This is a genomic window from Streptomyces pseudovenezuelae, from assembly GCF_029892565.1.
GTDB classification, from domain to species: domain Bacteria; phylum Actinomycetota; class Actinomycetes; order Streptomycetales; family Streptomycetaceae; genus Streptomyces; species Streptomyces pseudovenezuelae_A.
In genome coordinates this window covers 191477-207114 of the sequence record NZ_JARXVH010000005.1, presented here as the reverse complement: position 1 = coordinate 207114, position 15638 = coordinate 191477, and the positions used below count along the sequence as shown (strand labels likewise).

Genomic DNA, 15638 nt, shown 5'->3' with positions numbered 1-15638 from the left:
GGGACCGGCAGCGGGGCGAGGTAGGAAAGAAGGCTGAAGTCCGATATGAACGCAGACGGCCGTACGAGGCTCAACCGGACGCCCGAGTGGACCGCGCTGGCGAAGCACCGCGAGGAGTTGGGGGAGTCGGGGCTGCGGGAGCTGTTCGCGGCCGACCCCGGCCGCGGCGCCGGATACACGCTCCAGGTCGGTGACCTGTACGTCGACCACTCCAAGCACCTGGTCACCGACGAGACCCTGCGGCTACTGCGCGAACTGGCCGCCGCCACCGACGTGTTCGGTCTGCGCGACGCCATGTTCCGGGGCGAGAAGATCAACGTCACCGAGGATCGCGCCGTGCTGCACACCGCGCTGCGCGCCGCGCGTGACGCGGTGATCGAGGTCGACGGCGAGAACGTCGTCCCGGCCGTGCACGCCGTCCTCGACCGGATGAGCGCCTTCGCGAACCGGGTGCGCTCGGGCGAGTGGGCCGGCCACACCGGCCAGCGCATCAAGAACGTCGTCAACATCGGCATCGGCGGCTCCGACCTGGGTCCCGCGATGGCGTACGAGGTGCTGCGCGCCTTCACCGACCGCGACCTCACGGTCCGGTTCGTGTCGAACGTGGACGGCGCCGACCTGCACGAGGCCACCCGCGATCTGGACCCGGCTCAGACGCTGTTCATCGTCGCGTCCAAGACGTTCACCACGATCGAGACGATCACCAACGCCACCTCCGCGCGCGACTGGCTGCTCACCGAGCTGAAGGCCGGTCAGGAGGCCGTGGCCAAACACTTCGTGGCGCTGTCGACGAATGCCGGGAAGGTGGCGGAGTTCGGCATCGACCCGGACAACATGTTCGGGTTCTGGGACTGGGTCGGCGGACGGTACTCCTTCGACTCGGCCATCGGGCTGTCGTTGATGATCGCCATCGGGCCCGACCGCTTCCGCGAGATGCTCGAAGGGTTCCGGATCGTCGACGAGCACTTCAGGACCGCGCCCGCCGAGTCCAACGTGCCGTTGCTGCTGGGCCTGTTGGGTGTCTGGTACGGCAACTTCCACGACGCCCAGTCGCACGCCGTGCTGCCGTACAGCCACTACCTCTCCAAGTTCACCGCGTACCTGCAGCAGTTGGACATGGAGTCCAACGGCAAGTACGTGGGCCGGGACGGGCAGGAGGTCGACTGGCAGACCGGTCCTGTGGTGTGGGGCACGCCGGGGACGAATGGGCAGCACGCGTACTACCAACTCATCCACCAGGGCACGAAGTTGATCCCCGCGGACTTCATCGGCTTCGCCGAGCCGGTCGCTGAGCTGAGTGACGGCCTCAGGGCGCAGCACGACCTGTTGATGGCGAACTTCTTCGCGCAGACGCAGGCGCTGGCCTTCGGCAAGACTCCGGAGGAGGTGCGTGCGGAGGGGGTGCCCGAGGAGCTGGTGCCACACAAGACGTTCAAGGGCAACCACCCGACCACGACGATCCTGGCCCGCGAGCTGACTCCGTCGGTGCTCGGCCAGCTGATCGCCCTCTACGAGCACAAGGTGTTCGTGCAGGGCGCGGTGTGGAACATCGACTCCTTCGACCAGTGGGGTGTCGAGCTGGGCAAGGTCCTCGCCAAGAGGGTGGAGCCGGCGCTGACGGAGGGTGCGGAGGTCGACGGGCTGGACGAGTCGACCAAGGTACTGGTCGCCAAGTACCGGGAGCTGCGCGGCCGTCAGTGACGGTCCGCTGAGGTCGCCGCGCTCAGGCCGACGCCCTCAGACCGCCGCCCTCAAGCCACCGCGCTCAGCGTGTCCGCCAGTCGGCGTCGTGCCGCGCGGGCCGCCGGTAGCGCGGCGAGGGCGGCCGCGCCCAGGACCGCCGCCGCGTCGAACAGCACCAGCTGCACCGGCGACGGTCCCTGGGCGATCCCCACGCCGATGCCGCTCGACCGGCCCTGGGCGTTGATCAGCCAGTGCGCGAGCGGTACGCCGAGGACCGTACCGGCGAGGGCGGCGATCAGGGCGGTGCAGCCGGTGGCCGTGACGGTGACGGCGGTGATCTGGCGCGGGGACAGACCGATGGCCTTGAGCGCGAGCAGGTCGCGCTCGCCCTCGCGTACGGTGCCGCCGATCGCGGTGAGCAGTTCGATGAGGCCGATCAGGGCGAGCACGATGATCAGGCCGAGCACCACTCCGCGCAGGGGCGAGAGCCCGTCGGCCGGGTTGGTCACCGCGTGCACGTCCAGGTGGCCGGTGTCGGCCAACTGGCGGGCGACCCGCTGCGGGTCGGCGCCGGGGCGCAGGCGGAGTTGGTAGAAGGCGGGCGCCAGGTTCGGGTCGTCCTCGCGGAGGGTGTCGAGCGAGGTGGAGACGACCCGGCCGGCGTTCTCCGGTTCGATGCTGCGGCCCACGATGTGCAGGACCTGCGGCCGGGAGCCGACCATGATCCGCACCCAGTCGCCGACCCGCGCGTCCAGCAGGGAGAGCAGGCCCTGACCGGCCACGGCCTCGTGGCTCCTGTGCGCGAGGCGGCCCTCGGCGAGGGCGTACGGATACGGGTCCTGGCGGGTGCCGAGGCCGCGCAGCGCGATGGTGGTCCGCTGGTCCGGGGGCAGCGCGGCCATCTCGACGCCCGGGTAGGCGGCGGCGACCTCCGGGTCATTGGCCAGCAGGGCACGGGTGGCCCGGTCGCTCAGGCCCGCGTCCGCGTGGACGGTGAGCGCGGCCGGGAGACCTACCTGCTCGGGACTGCTGTGGAAACGGTCGATGGTGGTCCACGCGCTCATCGCCACGACGATCAGCAGCAGGGGCAGGGCCAGCCGCGCCACGGTGGCGAGCGACCGCAGCCGACGGGAGAACGCGGTGTGCCACCCCAGAACGAACGCGGGCGGCACCCGCATCGCCAGCGCCCGCCGGGCCAACGCCGAGAGCCGGCCGCTCGACTGGGCGGTGCGGCGGGGCCCGCGTGCCGGCGCCGGGAGGTGTCCGCTCGGCCGAGGGACGGGGCGTGGTGTCCGTCCCGTCCTGGCCGACAGCCCCCGCATCCCCCGCACCGACGGGATCGGCACCGGCACCGGTGGCACCCGGCCCGCTCGCCAGGCCGCCAGGCCCGTGGTCGCGGCGATGAACAGCACCGCGCCCGCCGGGATCGCGAAGAGCGCCACCGTCTGTCCGGGCAGACCCTGCCAGACGCCGATCGCGTCCCCGAGGCGGCCCGGGACGCGGTTGCCCAGCGACTGCGTCAGCGCCGCCGCGGCCACGGCGCCGAGAAGGGCGTAGGCGATGTGCTGGAGGAGGAAGACGCGGACGACCTGGCCCGGGGTGAACCCGATGGCCTTCAGGACCGAGATGTCCCGCAGGTGGCCGCGGATCCGGGTGGCGATCGCCCCGTGCACGGCGAGTCCCGCGGCGACCAGGGCGCCCAGTCCGAACAGGCCGAGGACCTGCCCGAGCAGCCGGTTGTCGCCCTGTGCCTGGGCGCGCGCCAGCTGCCAGGTGTCGACCTCGCCGATCGCGTCGGCGCCGCCCAGGGCCTTGACGGCGCGCGAGACGACGTAGTCCGTGTCGTCGGGGTCGGTCAGGCGCAGTCCTATGACCTGACCGTTGGGATCGCGTACGGCGGGCGGCAGGGTCCAGACGAGGCCCGGCTGCTCGCCTGGGTCGTAGCGCGACTCGGCGCTGTCGGCCACGCCCAGCACGGTCACCTTCCGCGTGGTGCCGGGGAGGGTGAGCGTGTCGCCGGGCGCGGCGAGCAGGGCACGGGCGAGGTGGCTCTCCAGGACCACGCCGTCGGGCGTCGCCGGGTCCAGCCAGTCACCGGAGACGACCAGGGGGTGGCCGATTGTGGGCAACTGCTCGGGCGTCGCGCGCAGTTCGACGGCGGCGCGGGTGCCGCGGGAGCTGAGCGTGGCGGACTCCGTGGCGTAGGGGCCCGCGACCGACTCCACACCGTCCACGTCGGCGAGCCTGTCCGCCTTGGCGGACTCGGCCGTGTGGATCCAGACGTGCGCGCCGGTCGTCTGCGTGAAGACGCGCTGCCAGGGGTTGGTGGCGTACCCGAACAGGGCCGTGGCCAGCAGCAGCGACGCCACGATCCCGGCGGTGGCCAGCACCAGGAACAGCGCCTCACCGCGGTGCGTACGCAGATCGGAGTGCGCCCAGCGCAGCGTGGCCCGCATGCGGCTCAGCCCTTCCGGGGGTCGTCGTACGTCCGCATGTCAGTCCCTGAGTTCCAGCACGCCGGAGATACCGGTCCGCGGTGACGGCGTGCCGTCCAGTGTCGCGTCGTCGGCTATCCGGCCGTCGAAGAAGCTGATCACCCGGTCCGCGGCGCTGGCCAGCCGGGCGTCATGGGTGACCAGCACGATCGTCTGGCCGCGCTGGTGGAAGCGGGACAGCAGCCGCATCACCTCACGCGTGCCCTTGCTGTCCAGGCTGCCCGCGGGTTCGTCGGCCAGCAGCAGCGGCGGCTGGTTCACCAGCGCCCGGGCCAGCGCGACCCGCTGCTGCTCGCCGCCGGACAGCTCACCCGGCATGCTCCGCTCCTTGCCCGCCAGGCCCAGCTCGGCCAGCAGCTCCTCCCGCCCGGCGCGCGCCTGCTTCGGCGACGTCCCGGCGAGCAGCGCGGGCAGCTCCACGTTGTCGGCGACCGACAGATTCGACACCAGGTTGAAGAACTGGAAGACGATCCCGATCCGCTTGCGGCGCTCCATGGCCCAGCGCGCCTCGCTCCACGCGTTCGCGCACGCGCCGTCCAGCCAGATGCTGCCGCCATCCGGCCGCTGCAGCCCGCCCAGCAGATGGAGCAGCGTCGACTTGCCGGCGCCGGAGGGCCCGGTGACGGCCACGAACTCGCCCTGCCGTACCCGCAGGTTCACACCACGCACGGCATGCGCCGGAGCGCCCTCGCCGTAGTGCGTCTTGACCAGGCTCTCGGCGCGCAGCACGGGAGCGGGACCGTCGCTCACTCCAGCTCCTCCAGCTCTTCCTGGCACCGCTCCAGCCAATCGAGGTCGGCCTGCAGGTGCAGCATCGCGCCCTCGATGAGCAGTTGGGCGATGCGGTTGTCGCGGTTCTCGGCTGCGGCCAGCTTCGACAGGCTGCGCATGGCGGTCAGGTACTGGCGTCGCTGTTTGTTGATCAGGGCGATCTGGTCGGCGAGACCCGTCTGCGGAGCGAGCGCGAGCTTCATGAAGAACTCGTCCCGTACCCGCGGCTCGTCCTCGGGCTCCTCGAACCAGACGCGCAGCTCTTCCCGCCCGGATTCGGTGAGGTGGTAGACCTTCTTGTTGGGCCGGCTGGACTGCTCGACGTCCTCGCCCTCGATCAGTCCCTGCTTCTCGAGGCGGCCGAGGGTCACGTAGATCTGGCCGACGTTCGGCTGAGGGTACGCGGACCCCAGCAGTTGCTCAAGGTCCTGCTTGAGCTCGTAGCCGTGGGCCGGGCCGCGCGCGAGGAGAGCCAGGAGGGGCAGGCGCACGTGTGCAGTCCTCCTGTCCGGATGATGTGCTCCAGGCCCTAGTATCGCCCATACCTAACAGGTATACATGGCCTCGGACCCAGGGCGAAGATGCCCGGCGCCGCTGTACAGGGAGGAACCTATGCGGTGGATCCATGCCGCCGGTAGGGGCCTCCTCGTTCTTGTGGTGGTTCTGGCCGGGTATGTCACCTCGGGAGCGCATGCCGAGGAGGGCGCCGGTGACGGGCGCGGCCCGCTGACCCTGGCCACCGCCGGAGACCTCACCGGCTATCTCGGCCCGGTCCTGGACGGCTGGAACAGCACCCATCCCGGCGAGCAGGTCAAGCTCGTCGAGCTTCCCGACTCCTCCGACGAGACCCACGCGCAGATGGTCACCGACCTGCGCGCCGGCGACCGAAGCCGGTTCGACGTCCTCAACATCGACGTCAGCTGGACCTCGGAGTTCGCCGCGGCGGGCTGGATCCGTTCGCTGCCCCGTGACCGCTTCCCGCTGGACACCTTCCTGGACGGGGTCGTGGAGACGGCGACGTACGACGGGCGGTTGTACGCCGTCCCGTACGTCACCAATGCCGGCCTGCTCCTGTATCGCAAGGACATCCTCGACAAGGAGGGCGTCCCGCCCCCGCGCACCTGGGCCGAGCTGGAGCACGACGCGAAGACCATCGCGCCGAAGTACGGACTCGGCGGCTACGCGGGCCAGTTCCTGCCCTACGAGGGCCTCACCGTGAACGCGGCCGAGGCCGTCTACTCGGCGGGCGGAAGCATCCTCGACCAGGAGGGCGCCCTGGTCGCCGTCGACTCCGCGGCGGCCCGTGAAGGCATCGGGTTCCTCGCCCGCGGGGTGCGGGAGGGCTGGATCCCGAAGGCGGCGCTGACGTACAAGGAGGAGGAGTCCAAACAGGCCTTCCAGGACGGCCACCTGCTCTTCCTGCGCAACTGGCCCTACGCGTACGTCGGCGCGTCGGCCAAGGGTTCGCCGGTCGCCGGGAAGATCGGCGCCGTACCGCTGCCCGGCTCCGACGGGCCGGGGGCCAGCGTGCTGGGCGGCTCCGACCTGGCCGTCAACACCCATGCGCGGCACCCCGATTCGGCCGCGCGTCTGATCGCCTATCTCACCAGCGAGCCCGTCCAGCGCCAGGTCCTCACCCGCGGCGCGCTGCCGCCGGTGCGTGCCGCGCTGTACGAAGACCCCGCGCTGATCCGGCGGTTCCCGTATCTGCCGACCCTGCGCGAGGCCCTGCGCACGGCGAAGTCCCGCCCCAAGAGCCCCCGTTACGACCAGGTCAGTCTGGTGGTGCAGGCCGTCGTGCACGACGCGATGACCGGGCACGTGACGCCCAAGGCGGCGGTGCGGCGACTGGCGGCGGAGCTGGCCGCCATTCCGGGTCGCTAGGCACCTCTGCGGCCGGCCGCCTCTGCCGCTAGTTACTTGTTAAGTAACGCGGTGGTCCCCTTTCGCCATTTAGTGGCCCACTAAATCACCATTTGCCGGGCCAACTCCCGAGTAGCTTCTGCCTACTCGTTGACACTCTCACGACACGCCTACTTAACATGCATGCATGCTGAGTAAGTACCGCTGGTGGCGGGACGCGGTGATCTATCAGGTGTACGTCCGTAGCTTCCTGGACAGCACCGGCGACGGCATCGGCGATCTGGCCGGGGTCAGGGCCGGGCTGCCGTACCTCAAGAAGCTCGGCGTCGACGGGATCTGGCTGAGCCCCTTCTACCCCTCGCCGCAGCACGACCACGGCTACGACGTGGCCGACTACTGCGACGTGGACCCGGTCTTCGGCGACCTCGCCGAGTTCGACCTGCTGATGGGCACCGCGCGCCGGCTCGGCGTCAAGGTGCTCCTCGACATCGTCCCCAACCACTGCTCCCACGAGCACCCCTGGTTCCAGGAGGCGCTCGCCGCAGGACCCGGCAGCGCGGCCCGGGCCCGCTTCCACTTCGCCGACGGCCGGGGCGCGGACGGCGCGGAGCCGCCCAACAACTGGCACGCCATGTTCGGCGGCCCGGCCTGGAGCCGGGTGACCGAGGCGGACGGCCGGCCCGGCCAGTGGTACCTGCACATGTTCACGCCCGAGCAGCCGGACTGGAACTGGCGCTGCCCCGAGGTGGCCGCCGAGTTCGACCGCACGCTCCGCTTCTGGCTCGACCGGGGCGTCGACGGCTTCCGCATCGACGTCGCCGCCGGCCTCTTCAAGCACCCGGACCTGCCCGACTCCCCGGACCCGGAGGCCGACGCCCGCACCCGCGACTCGGTCAACCCGCTCGCCTGGAACCAGCCCGAGGTGCACGACGTCTGGCGGCACTGGCGCGCGGTGTGCGAGGAGTACACCGCACGGGACGGCGACGAACGGCTGCTGGTCGGCGAGGTCTCGGTCCCGACCGCCCGCGAGCACGCGCGGTACGTCCGGTCCGACGAGCTCCACCAGGCCTTCTTCTTCGACCTGTTGAGCGCGCCGTGGAGCGCCGACGCCTTCCGCAAGGTCATCACCGAGGCCATGCAGGACATCGCCGGCACCGGCTCCACGGTCACCTGGGTCCTCAACAACCACGACCAGGTCCGCACCGTCACCCGCTACGGCGAGCCCGCCACCGAGGGCAGCGGCCTCGGCGCCGCCCGCGCCCGCGCCGCCGCGCTGCTGATGCTGGCGCTGCCCGGAGCCGCGTACATCTACCAGGGCGAGGAGTTGGGGCTGCCCGAGGTCGTCGACCTGCCCGACGACGTGCTCACCGACCCGATCTTCCGGCGCACCGGCAGCCGGGCCCGGATCCGCGACGGCTGCCGGGTGCCGCTGCCGTGGTCGGGACAGGCCTCCCCGTTCGGCTTCACCTCCGGCGCGGAGGGCGCGCGGCCCTGGCTGCCGCAGCCCGAGTACTTCGCCGAGTACGCCACCGACCGCGCCCTCGCCGACACCCACTCCTTCTGGCACCTGTACCGCGACGGCCTCCAACTGCGCTACCGGCTGCCCCAGTTGGGCGAGGGCTCGCTGCGCTGGCTGGAGACCCCGCCCGGCGTCCTCGGCTTCGTCCGCGGGGACGGCCTGGTGTGCGCCGTCAACTTCGGTACGGCGCCGGTGCCCGCGCCGGTCTCCGGCACCCCCCTGCTGTCCAGCGGTCCCTGCCCGGCCGGAGTACTTCCCGGCGCGACGGCCGCCTGGTGGATCAACGATCTCTGATCAACCGTCAACCGCCCATCCCCCGAAGGGACATCAACGATGATGCGACGACGTACGACTCTCCTCGCCGGCTGCACCGCCCTGGTCCTCGCGCTCGGCGCGACCGCCTGTGGAAGCAGCGACCCGGTCTCGGCCGGCGGCGGCGCCAAGGCGCTCGCCGGCCAGACGGTCACCGTGGCCGGTGTCTGGTCCGGCAGCGAGCAGAAGAACTTCCAGAAGGTGCTGGACGCGTTCAGCGCGAAGACCGGCGCCAAGACGCAGTTCACGTCCACCGGGGACAACGTCTCCACCGTCGTCGGCAGCAAGATCGAGGGCGGCAACGCACCCGACGTCGTGATGGTCCCGCAGGTCGGCGTGCTCCAGCAGTTCGCCCAACAGGGCTGGCTGAAGCCGCTGTCCACCACCACGCAGCAGTCCGTGGACACCAACTACGCCCCCGTCTGGAAGAACTACGGCAGTGTCGACGGCACCCTCTACGGCCTCTACTTCAAGGCCGCCCACAAGTCGACGGTCTGGTACAGCCCCGATGCCCTCGACCAGGCCGGCGTCACGCCGCCGACCACGTACGCCGACCTGCTGAAGGCCGGCCACACCGTCTCCGACTCCGGTCTCGCCGCCTTCTCGATCGGCGGCCAGGACGGCTGGACCCTCACCGACTGGTTCGAGAACATCTACCTCTCCCAGGCCGGCCCCGAGAAGTACGACGCCCTGGCCACCCACAAGTTGAAGTGGACCGACGCGTCCGTGGCCAAGGCGCTCGGCACGCTCGGCACGCTCTTCAAGGACAAGCAGCTGATCGCGGGCGGCCAGAAGGAGGCCCTCAACACCGACTTCCCGGGCTCGGTGGAGAAGGTGTTCGGGCCCAAGCCGCAGGCCGCGATGGTCTACGAGGGGGACTTCGTCGCCGGCGTCGCCAAGGACCAGTTCGGCAAGACCATCGGCACGGACGCCAACTTCTTCCCCTTCCCCGCGGTCGACGGCGGCAAGGCGCCCGTGGTCAGCGGCGGTGACGCGGCCGTCGTCCTCAAGGACGGCAAGAACGCCAAGGCCGGCATGAAGCTCCTGGAGTACCTCGCGACCCCGGAGGCGGCGGCCGTGTGGGCGAAGGCGGGCGGCTTCCTGTCCCCGAACAAGGAGCTCGACCTCGCCTCCTACGGCGACGACGTCACCCGCGCGACCGCCAAGTCCCTTGTCTCGGCCGGGGATTCGGTCCGCTTCGACATGTCCGACCAGGCGCCCGCGGCCTTCGGCGGCACCAAGGGCGCCGGCGAGTGGAAGCTGCTCCAGGACTTCCTGCGCGACCCCTCGGACCCGAAGGGCACCGCGGCTCAGCTGGAGAACGCGGCGGCCAAGGCCTACAAGGGCTGACGACCATGACCGCGACCCTGGTGAAAGAGACGAGTCCACCCGTGACCGCACAGGTCGAGCGCGCGCGGCGAGCGCGCCGACGGGCCTGGATCGTCGGCCTGCTCTTCGTCTTCCCGGCGCTCCTCCTGCTGGGCGCGCTCGTCGTCTACCCCGTGCTGTTCTCCATCGGCCGCAGCTTCTTCGACGCGTCCGGCAGCCGTTTCGTGGGCGGCGACAACTACACCGAGATGTTCCGCGACCCGGCCACCCTCACCGCCGTACGCAACACGGCGATCTGGGTGGTGGTCGCCCCGACCCTGCTGACCGGGCTCGGCCTGATCCTCGCCGTGCTGGTGGAGAAGGTGCGCTGGGCGACGGCCTTCAAGCTGCTGCTGTTCATGCCCATGGCCGTGTCCTTCCTGGCGGCCGGCATCATCTTCCGGCTCGCCTACGACGACGACCCGGACAAGGGCGTCCTGAACGCGGCCGTGGTCGGCGCGCACGATGTCTTCAAGGGCACCTCCGAGTACCCCACCGCCCGCGCCCGCGACGGCCAGGGTCTGACCGCGGAGCCGGACGGCTCGTACCGCACGAGTGCCGGCGTGTCACCGGGCGACTCGGTGAACCTCGGGCTGGTGGGCGTCGCGCCGAAGGACCTGCCGGGCGGCGCCGAGCCCGCGTACGCGGCGGCGAACCGCAGGGCGTCCGCCGGTGAACTGCGCGGCGTGGTCTACCTCGACTTCACGCTCGGCGGGGGAGGCAAGCAGGGCGTCGTCGACCCGAAGGAGAGCGGACTGCCCGAGATGAAGGTCGAGGCGGTGCGTGACGGGAAGACGGTCGCGAGCACGAGCACCGCGTCCGACGGCTCCTTCCGCTTCACCGGCCTGAACTCCGGTTCGTACACGGTGCAGTTGCCCGGCTCGAACTTCGCGCAGCCCTACCAGGGCGTCTCCTGGCTCGGCCCGACCCTCGTCACACCGGCCATCATCGGGGCCTACCTGTGGATCTGGACCGGGTTCGCGATGGTGCTGATCGGCGCGGGGCTCGCCGCCCTGCCCCGGGACGCGCTGGAGGCGGCGCGGATGGACGGCGCCAACGAGTGGCAGATCTTCCGGCTCATCACGGTGCCGCTGCTCGCGCCGGTGCTCACGGTGGTGTTCGTGACCCTCGTGATCAACGTGATGAAGGTCTTCGACCTCGTGTACATCATCGCGCCCGGCCCGGTGGCGCAGGACGCGGCCGTCCTCGCCACCCAGATGTGGCTCGTCTCCTTCGGCGGCGGCAACAACCAGGGGCTCGGCAGCGCGCTGGGCGTACTGCTCCTGCTGCTGGTGATCCCGGCCATGGCCTTCAACGTCCGGCGCTTTCGAAGGAGTCAGGGATGAACGCGATCAGGCGCGGTCTGGGCAACGGGGTGGTGCAGGCCTTCCTCGTCGTGATCGGACTGGTGTGGCTCACCCCGCTCGCCGGACTGCTGCTGTCCTCGATGCGGTCCAGCCAGGACTCGTCGAGCAGCGGCTGGTGGACCTCGATCACCAGCCCCGGCCAGCTGTCCCTCGACAACTACTCGGCCCTGCTGAAGAACGCGGGCATCACCCGCGCCTTCTGGAACACCGTACTGATCTCGGTCCCGGCGACGGCTCTGGTGGTCGTCCTCGCCGCGCTGGCCGCGTACGCCTTCGCCTGGCTGGACTTCCCCGGCCGCGAGCCCGTGTTCCTGGTCGTGGTCGCGCTGTTGGTGGTGCCCGTGCAGATCGGCCTGCTGCCGGTCGCCAAACTCTTCGGCGCGCTGGGGCTGTTCGGCACGATCCCCGGAGTGGTGCTGTTCCATGTGGCGTACGGACTGCCGTTCGCGGTGTTCCTGCTGCGCAACTACTTCGCCGAGATGCCCAAGGAGATGCTGGAGGCCGCCCGGATGGATGGCGGCAGCGAATGGCGGATCTTCACCCGCCTGGTGCTGCCGGTGGGCAGGCCGGCGATCGCCAGCCTCGCCATCTTCCAGTTCCTGTGGGTGTGGAACGACATGCTGGTGGCGCTGCTGTTCGCGGACCCCTCCTCGCAGCCGCTGACCGTGGAACTCCAGTCGCAGATACGGCAGTTCGGCAGCAACATCGATGTGCTGGCGCCCGGCGCGTTCGTGTCCCTGATCGTGCCCGTGGTGGTGTTCTTCGCCTTCCAGCGGCACTTCGTGCAGGGCGTGATGGCCGGCTCGGTGAAATAACCGAGGCGGGGTGCGGCGAGAGGATCCTCACCGCACCCCGCCGGGGTTCACGAAGTGGCCGGTGGATACAGCGACCGCGGCAGCTGTGAGGCCGCCGCCGCGTCCAGCAGCCACAGCGTGCGGGCGCGACCGTACGCGCCGGCCGCCGGGGCCTGGATCTCGCCCGCGCCGGACAGCGCGATCGCCGCCGCCTCGGCCTTGTCCTCGCCGGCCGCGAGCAGCCACACCTCGCGGGCCGCGCGAATGGCCGGGAGGGTCAGCGAGACACGGGTCGGCGGCGGCTTCGGCGCGCCGTGCACCCCGACCACCGTGCGCTGCGTCTCCCGCACCGCCGGCAACTCCGGGAACAGGGACGCCACATGGGTGTCCGGGCCGACGCCCAGCATCAGCACGTCGAAGGTCGGCACGGATCCGTGGTTCTCCGGACCGGCGGCCCGGGCCAGCTCCTCCGCGTACGCGTCGGCCGCGGCCTCCACGTCGGCGCCGTACGGACCGTCGGACGCGGGCATGGCGTGCACACGCTTCGGGTCCAGCGGCACGGCGTCCAGCAGGGCCTCGCGGGCCTGCGTGTCGTTCCGCTCCGGGTCGCCCTCGGGCAGGTACCGCTCGTCGCCCCACCACAGGTCGAGCCGACTCCAGTCGACCGCGTCCCGGGCGGGCTGGCCGGCGAGGGCCGCGAGCAGCCCGTTGCCGTTGCGCCCGCCGGTCAGCACCACGGACGCGTAGCCCCGGGAGGCCTGCGCGTCCACGACCTTCGTGATGAGACGGGCCGCCGCGGCCTGCGCCATCAGTTCCTTGTCGCGGTGCACGACCAGCTGCGGAGTGTTCACTTCGCCGCCGCCTTCTTCTTCACCGATGCCTGCGCCGCCGCTTCCTGCCCGGCAGCTTCCGCAACGCCCTCGCCAGCGGTTTCGTCTCCGGCCCGTGCTCCTTTGGCCGACGACTCCACCTCCCCGGAGGGCACCGCGGCGACGGCCGCGGGCGCGTTGAGCCGGTCCACCCCGAAGCGCAGCGCCGAGGCGTACGTGTCGTCCGGGTCCAGCCGCCGCAGCTCCTCCGCGATCAGCTCGGCCGTGTCCCGGCGCTTGAGCGCCACCGCACGGTCGGGCTGACCCTGGATGGAGAGCGTCGCCAGCGAGCCGTCCGCCCGGTCCAGCACGATCGGCCCGCTGTCGGTGTGCATGCGCACCGCCGTCAGACCGGGGCCCGACGACAGCGACCGCTTCACCGGCACGTCCAGCCGGTCCGCGAGCCACATCGCCAGCAGCTCACAGCTCGGGTTGAACTCCTCGCCCTCCACCTCGACCGTCTCGACCTCGCAGACGACCTGGTCGAGCGCGGCGGCCAGCATCGAGCGCCAGGGCGTGATGCGGGTCCAGGAGAGGTCGGTGTCGCCCGGGGTGTAGGTGTCGGCGCGGGACGTGAGGTCCCGTACCGGCTGCTCCGAGGCGTAGGTGTCGGTCACCCGGCGCTGGGCGAGGGCGCCCAGGGGGTCGCTCGCCGGGTCGAGGGGCGCGTTCACCGGCCACCAGACCACCACCGGGGCGTCCGGCAGCAGCAGCGGCAGGACGACCGACTGGGCGTGGCCCGCCACCTCGCCGTACAGGCGCAGGATCACCGTCTCACCGGTGCCCGCGTCCGCGCCCACCCTGACCTCGGCGTCCAGCCGGGACGCCGTACGGTCGCGGGGCGAGCGGGAGACGCGCTTGACGACCACCAGGGTGCGCGAGGGGTGCTCGTGCGAGGCGTCGCCCGCCGCCTTGAGGGCGTCGTACGCGTTCTCCTCGTCCGTGACGATGACCAGCGTGAGCACCATGCCGACGGCCGGCGTGCCGATCGCCCGCCGGCCCTGCACCAGCGCCTTGTTGATCTTGCTGGCTGTGGTGTCCGTGAGGTCTATCTTCATGGCCGGCGCCAGCTCCGTCCGTCTCGCTCGAGCATTTCGTCCGCCTCGACGGGGCCCCAGGTCCCGGACGGGTACTGGGCGGGCTTGCCGTTGGTGTCCCAGTACTCCTCGATCGGGTCGAGGATCTTCCAGGACAGCTCGACCTCCTCCGTGCGCGGGAAGAGGTTCGAGTCGCCCAGCAGGACGTCGAGGATGAGACGCTCGTACGCCTCCGGGCTGGACTCCGTGAAGGACTCGCCGTAGGCGAAGTCCATGGAGACGTCCCGGATCTCCATCGAGGTGCCCGGCACCTTGGAGCCGAAGCGGACCGTGACGCCCTCGTCCGGCTGGACGCGGATCACGATCGCGTTCTTGCCCAGCTCCTCCGTCGCCGTGTGGTCGAAGGGGGAGTGCGGGGCCCGCTGGAAGACCACCGCGATCTCGGTGACGCGCCGGCCGAGCCGCTTGCCGGTGCGCAGGTAGAAGGGGACGCCCGCCCAACGGCGGTTGTCCACCTCGACCTTGATCGCCGCGTAGGTGTCGGTCTTCGACTTGGGGTCGATGCCGTCTTCCTGGAGGTAGCCGACCGCCTTCTCGCCGCCCTGCCAGCCTGCCGCGTACTGTCCGCGCACGGTGTCCCGGCCCAGGTCCTTGGGCAGCCGCACCGCGCCGAGCACCTTGGTCTTCTCGGCGGCCAGCGCGTCCGCGTCGAAGGAGGACGGCTCCTCCATGGCCGTCAGGGCCATGAGCTGGAGCAGGTGGTTCTGGATGACGTCACGGGCGGCGCCGATGCCGTCGTAGTAGCCGGCCCGGCCGCCGATGCCGATGTCCTCGGCCATGGTGATCTGCACGTGGTCCACGAAGGACCGGTTCCAGATCGGCTCGAACATCGTGTTGGCGAAGCGGAGCGCCAGGATGTTCTGGACGGTCTCCTTGCCGAGGTAGTGGTCGATGCGGAAGACCTGGTCGGGGGCGAAGACCTCCTCGACGGTCGTGTTGAGCGCCTCGGCCGACTTGAGGTCGTGGCCGAAGGGCTTCTCGATGACCGCGCGCCGCCAGGAGCCACCGGTCTGGTCGGCCAGACCGTGCTTCTTCAGCTGCTGGATGACCACCGGGAAGGAGCGCGGCGGCACCGACAGGTAGAAGGCGAAGTTGCCGCCCGTGCCCTGTGCCTTGTCCAGCTCCTCGATGGTGCCGCGCAGTCGTTCGAAGGCCTCGTCGTCGTCGAAGGTGCCCTGGACGAAGCGCATCCCCTGGATGAGCTGCTGCCAGACCTCCTCGCGGAACGGGGTGCGGGCGTGCTCCTTGACCGCGTCGTGGACCTCCTGTGCGAAGTCCTCGTTCTGCCACTCGCGGCGGGCGAACCCGACCAGGGAGAAGCCCGGCGGCAGCAGACCTCGGTTGGCGAGGTCGTACACGGCGGGCATGAGCTTTTTGCGTGACAAATCGCCCGTGACACCAAAGATGACCAGGCCCGACGGCCCCGCGATACGCGGGAGCCGTCGGTCGGCGGGGTCACGGAGCGGATTCGCTCCGGAACCGGCAGTAGGAGCCAAAACC

At 70.9% G+C, this 15638-nt stretch carries 12 protein-coding genes; 6 read left to right on the top strand and 6 right to left on the bottom strand.

The window, feature by feature from the left end; genetic code table 11:
* Positions 1-45: 45 nt before the first annotated feature.
* Complete coding sequence (gene pgi, locus M2283_RS17425; RefSeq protein WP_280877170.1) at positions 46-1701, top strand: glucose-6-phosphate isomerase; 1656 nt, start codon at positions 46-48, stop codon at positions 1699-1701.
* 50 nt (positions 1702-1751) lie between these two features.
* Here pgi and M2283_RS17420 read toward each other — a convergent pair whose 3' ends face one another.
* The 3 genes from M2283_RS17420 to M2283_RS17410 are packed head-to-tail and all read right to left on the bottom strand — an operon-like array spanning position 1752 to position 5440.
* On the bottom strand, positions 1752-4139 hold the full coding sequence (locus M2283_RS17420) for an ABC transporter permease (protein ID WP_280877169.1): 2388 nt from the start codon (positions 4137-4139) through the stop codon (positions 1752-1754).
* A gap of 39 nt (positions 4140-4178) precedes the next feature.
* Positions 4179-4928, bottom strand: a complete 750-nt coding sequence (locus M2283_RS17415) for an ABC transporter ATP-binding protein (RefSeq protein ID WP_280877168.1) — start codon at positions 4926-4928, stop codon at positions 4179-4181.
* Positions 4925-5440 carry a PadR family transcriptional regulator gene (locus M2283_RS17410; protein ID WP_280877167.1) on the bottom strand — a complete coding sequence of 172 codons (516 nt, stop codon included), beginning with the start codon at positions 5438-5440 and terminating at the stop codon, positions 4925-4927. Before M2283_RS17410 ends, M2283_RS17415 begins: the two co-directional genes overlap by 4 nt.
* A 121-nt stretch (positions 5441-5561) precedes the next feature.
* Here M2283_RS17410 and M2283_RS17405 point away from each other — a divergent pair, with 121 nt between their 5' ends.
* The 5 genes from M2283_RS17405 (at position 5562) to M2283_RS17385 (ending at position 12193) form a co-directional block, all read left to right on the top strand.
* Positions 5562-6833, top strand: a complete 1272-nt coding sequence (locus M2283_RS17405; protein WP_280877166.1) for an ABC transporter substrate-binding protein — start codon at positions 5562-5564, stop codon at positions 6831-6833.
* A 166-nt stretch (positions 6834-6999) separates the two neighbouring features.
* On the top strand, positions 7000-8625 hold the full coding sequence (locus tag M2283_RS17400; RefSeq protein WP_280877165.1) for a glycoside hydrolase family 13 protein: 1626 nt from the start codon (positions 7000-7002) through the stop codon (positions 8623-8625).
* Between the two features lie 39 nt (positions 8626-8664).
* Positions 8665-9993, top strand: coding sequence for an ABC transporter substrate-binding protein (locus M2283_RS17395; RefSeq protein ID WP_280877164.1), 1329 nt, complete (start codon positions 8665-8667; stop codon positions 9991-9993).
* A 5-nt stretch (positions 9994-9998) separates the two neighbouring features.
* A complete protein-coding gene (locus M2283_RS17390; RefSeq protein ID WP_280877163.1) occupies positions 9999-11357 on the top strand; it encodes an ABC transporter permease subunit in 1359 nt (452 codons plus the stop codon).
* Positions 11354-12193 (top strand): carbohydrate ABC transporter permease, encoded by an 840-nt coding sequence (locus M2283_RS17385; protein ID WP_280877162.1) that lies wholly within the window; start codon positions 11354-11356, stop codon positions 12191-12193. The genes M2283_RS17390 and M2283_RS17385 overlap by 4 nt, the downstream gene beginning before the upstream one ends.
* Before the next feature lie 47 nt (positions 12194-12240).
* Here the strand turns inward: M2283_RS17385 and pgl are convergent, their stop codons facing one another.
* Genes pgl through zwf form a run of 3 tightly spaced genes read right to left on the bottom strand, consistent with a single transcriptional unit; the run spans position 12241 to position 15634 of the window.
* Complete coding sequence (pgl, locus tag M2283_RS17380) at positions 12241-13023, bottom strand: 6-phosphogluconolactonase (protein ID WP_280877161.1); 783 nt, start codon at positions 13021-13023, stop codon at positions 12241-12243.
* Entirely contained in the window at positions 13020-14099 is a 1080-nt protein-coding gene (gene opcA, locus M2283_RS17375; RefSeq protein WP_280877160.1) for a glucose-6-phosphate dehydrogenase assembly protein OpcA, read from the bottom strand. The genes pgl and opcA overlap by 4 nt, the downstream gene beginning before the upstream one ends.
* Positions 14096-15634 (bottom strand): glucose-6-phosphate dehydrogenase, encoded by a 1539-nt coding sequence (gene zwf / locus M2283_RS17370; RefSeq protein WP_280877159.1) that lies wholly within the window; start codon positions 15632-15634, stop codon positions 14096-14098. The genes opcA and zwf overlap by 4 nt, the downstream gene beginning before the upstream one ends.
* Between the last annotated feature and the right edge of the window lie 4 nt (positions 15635-15638).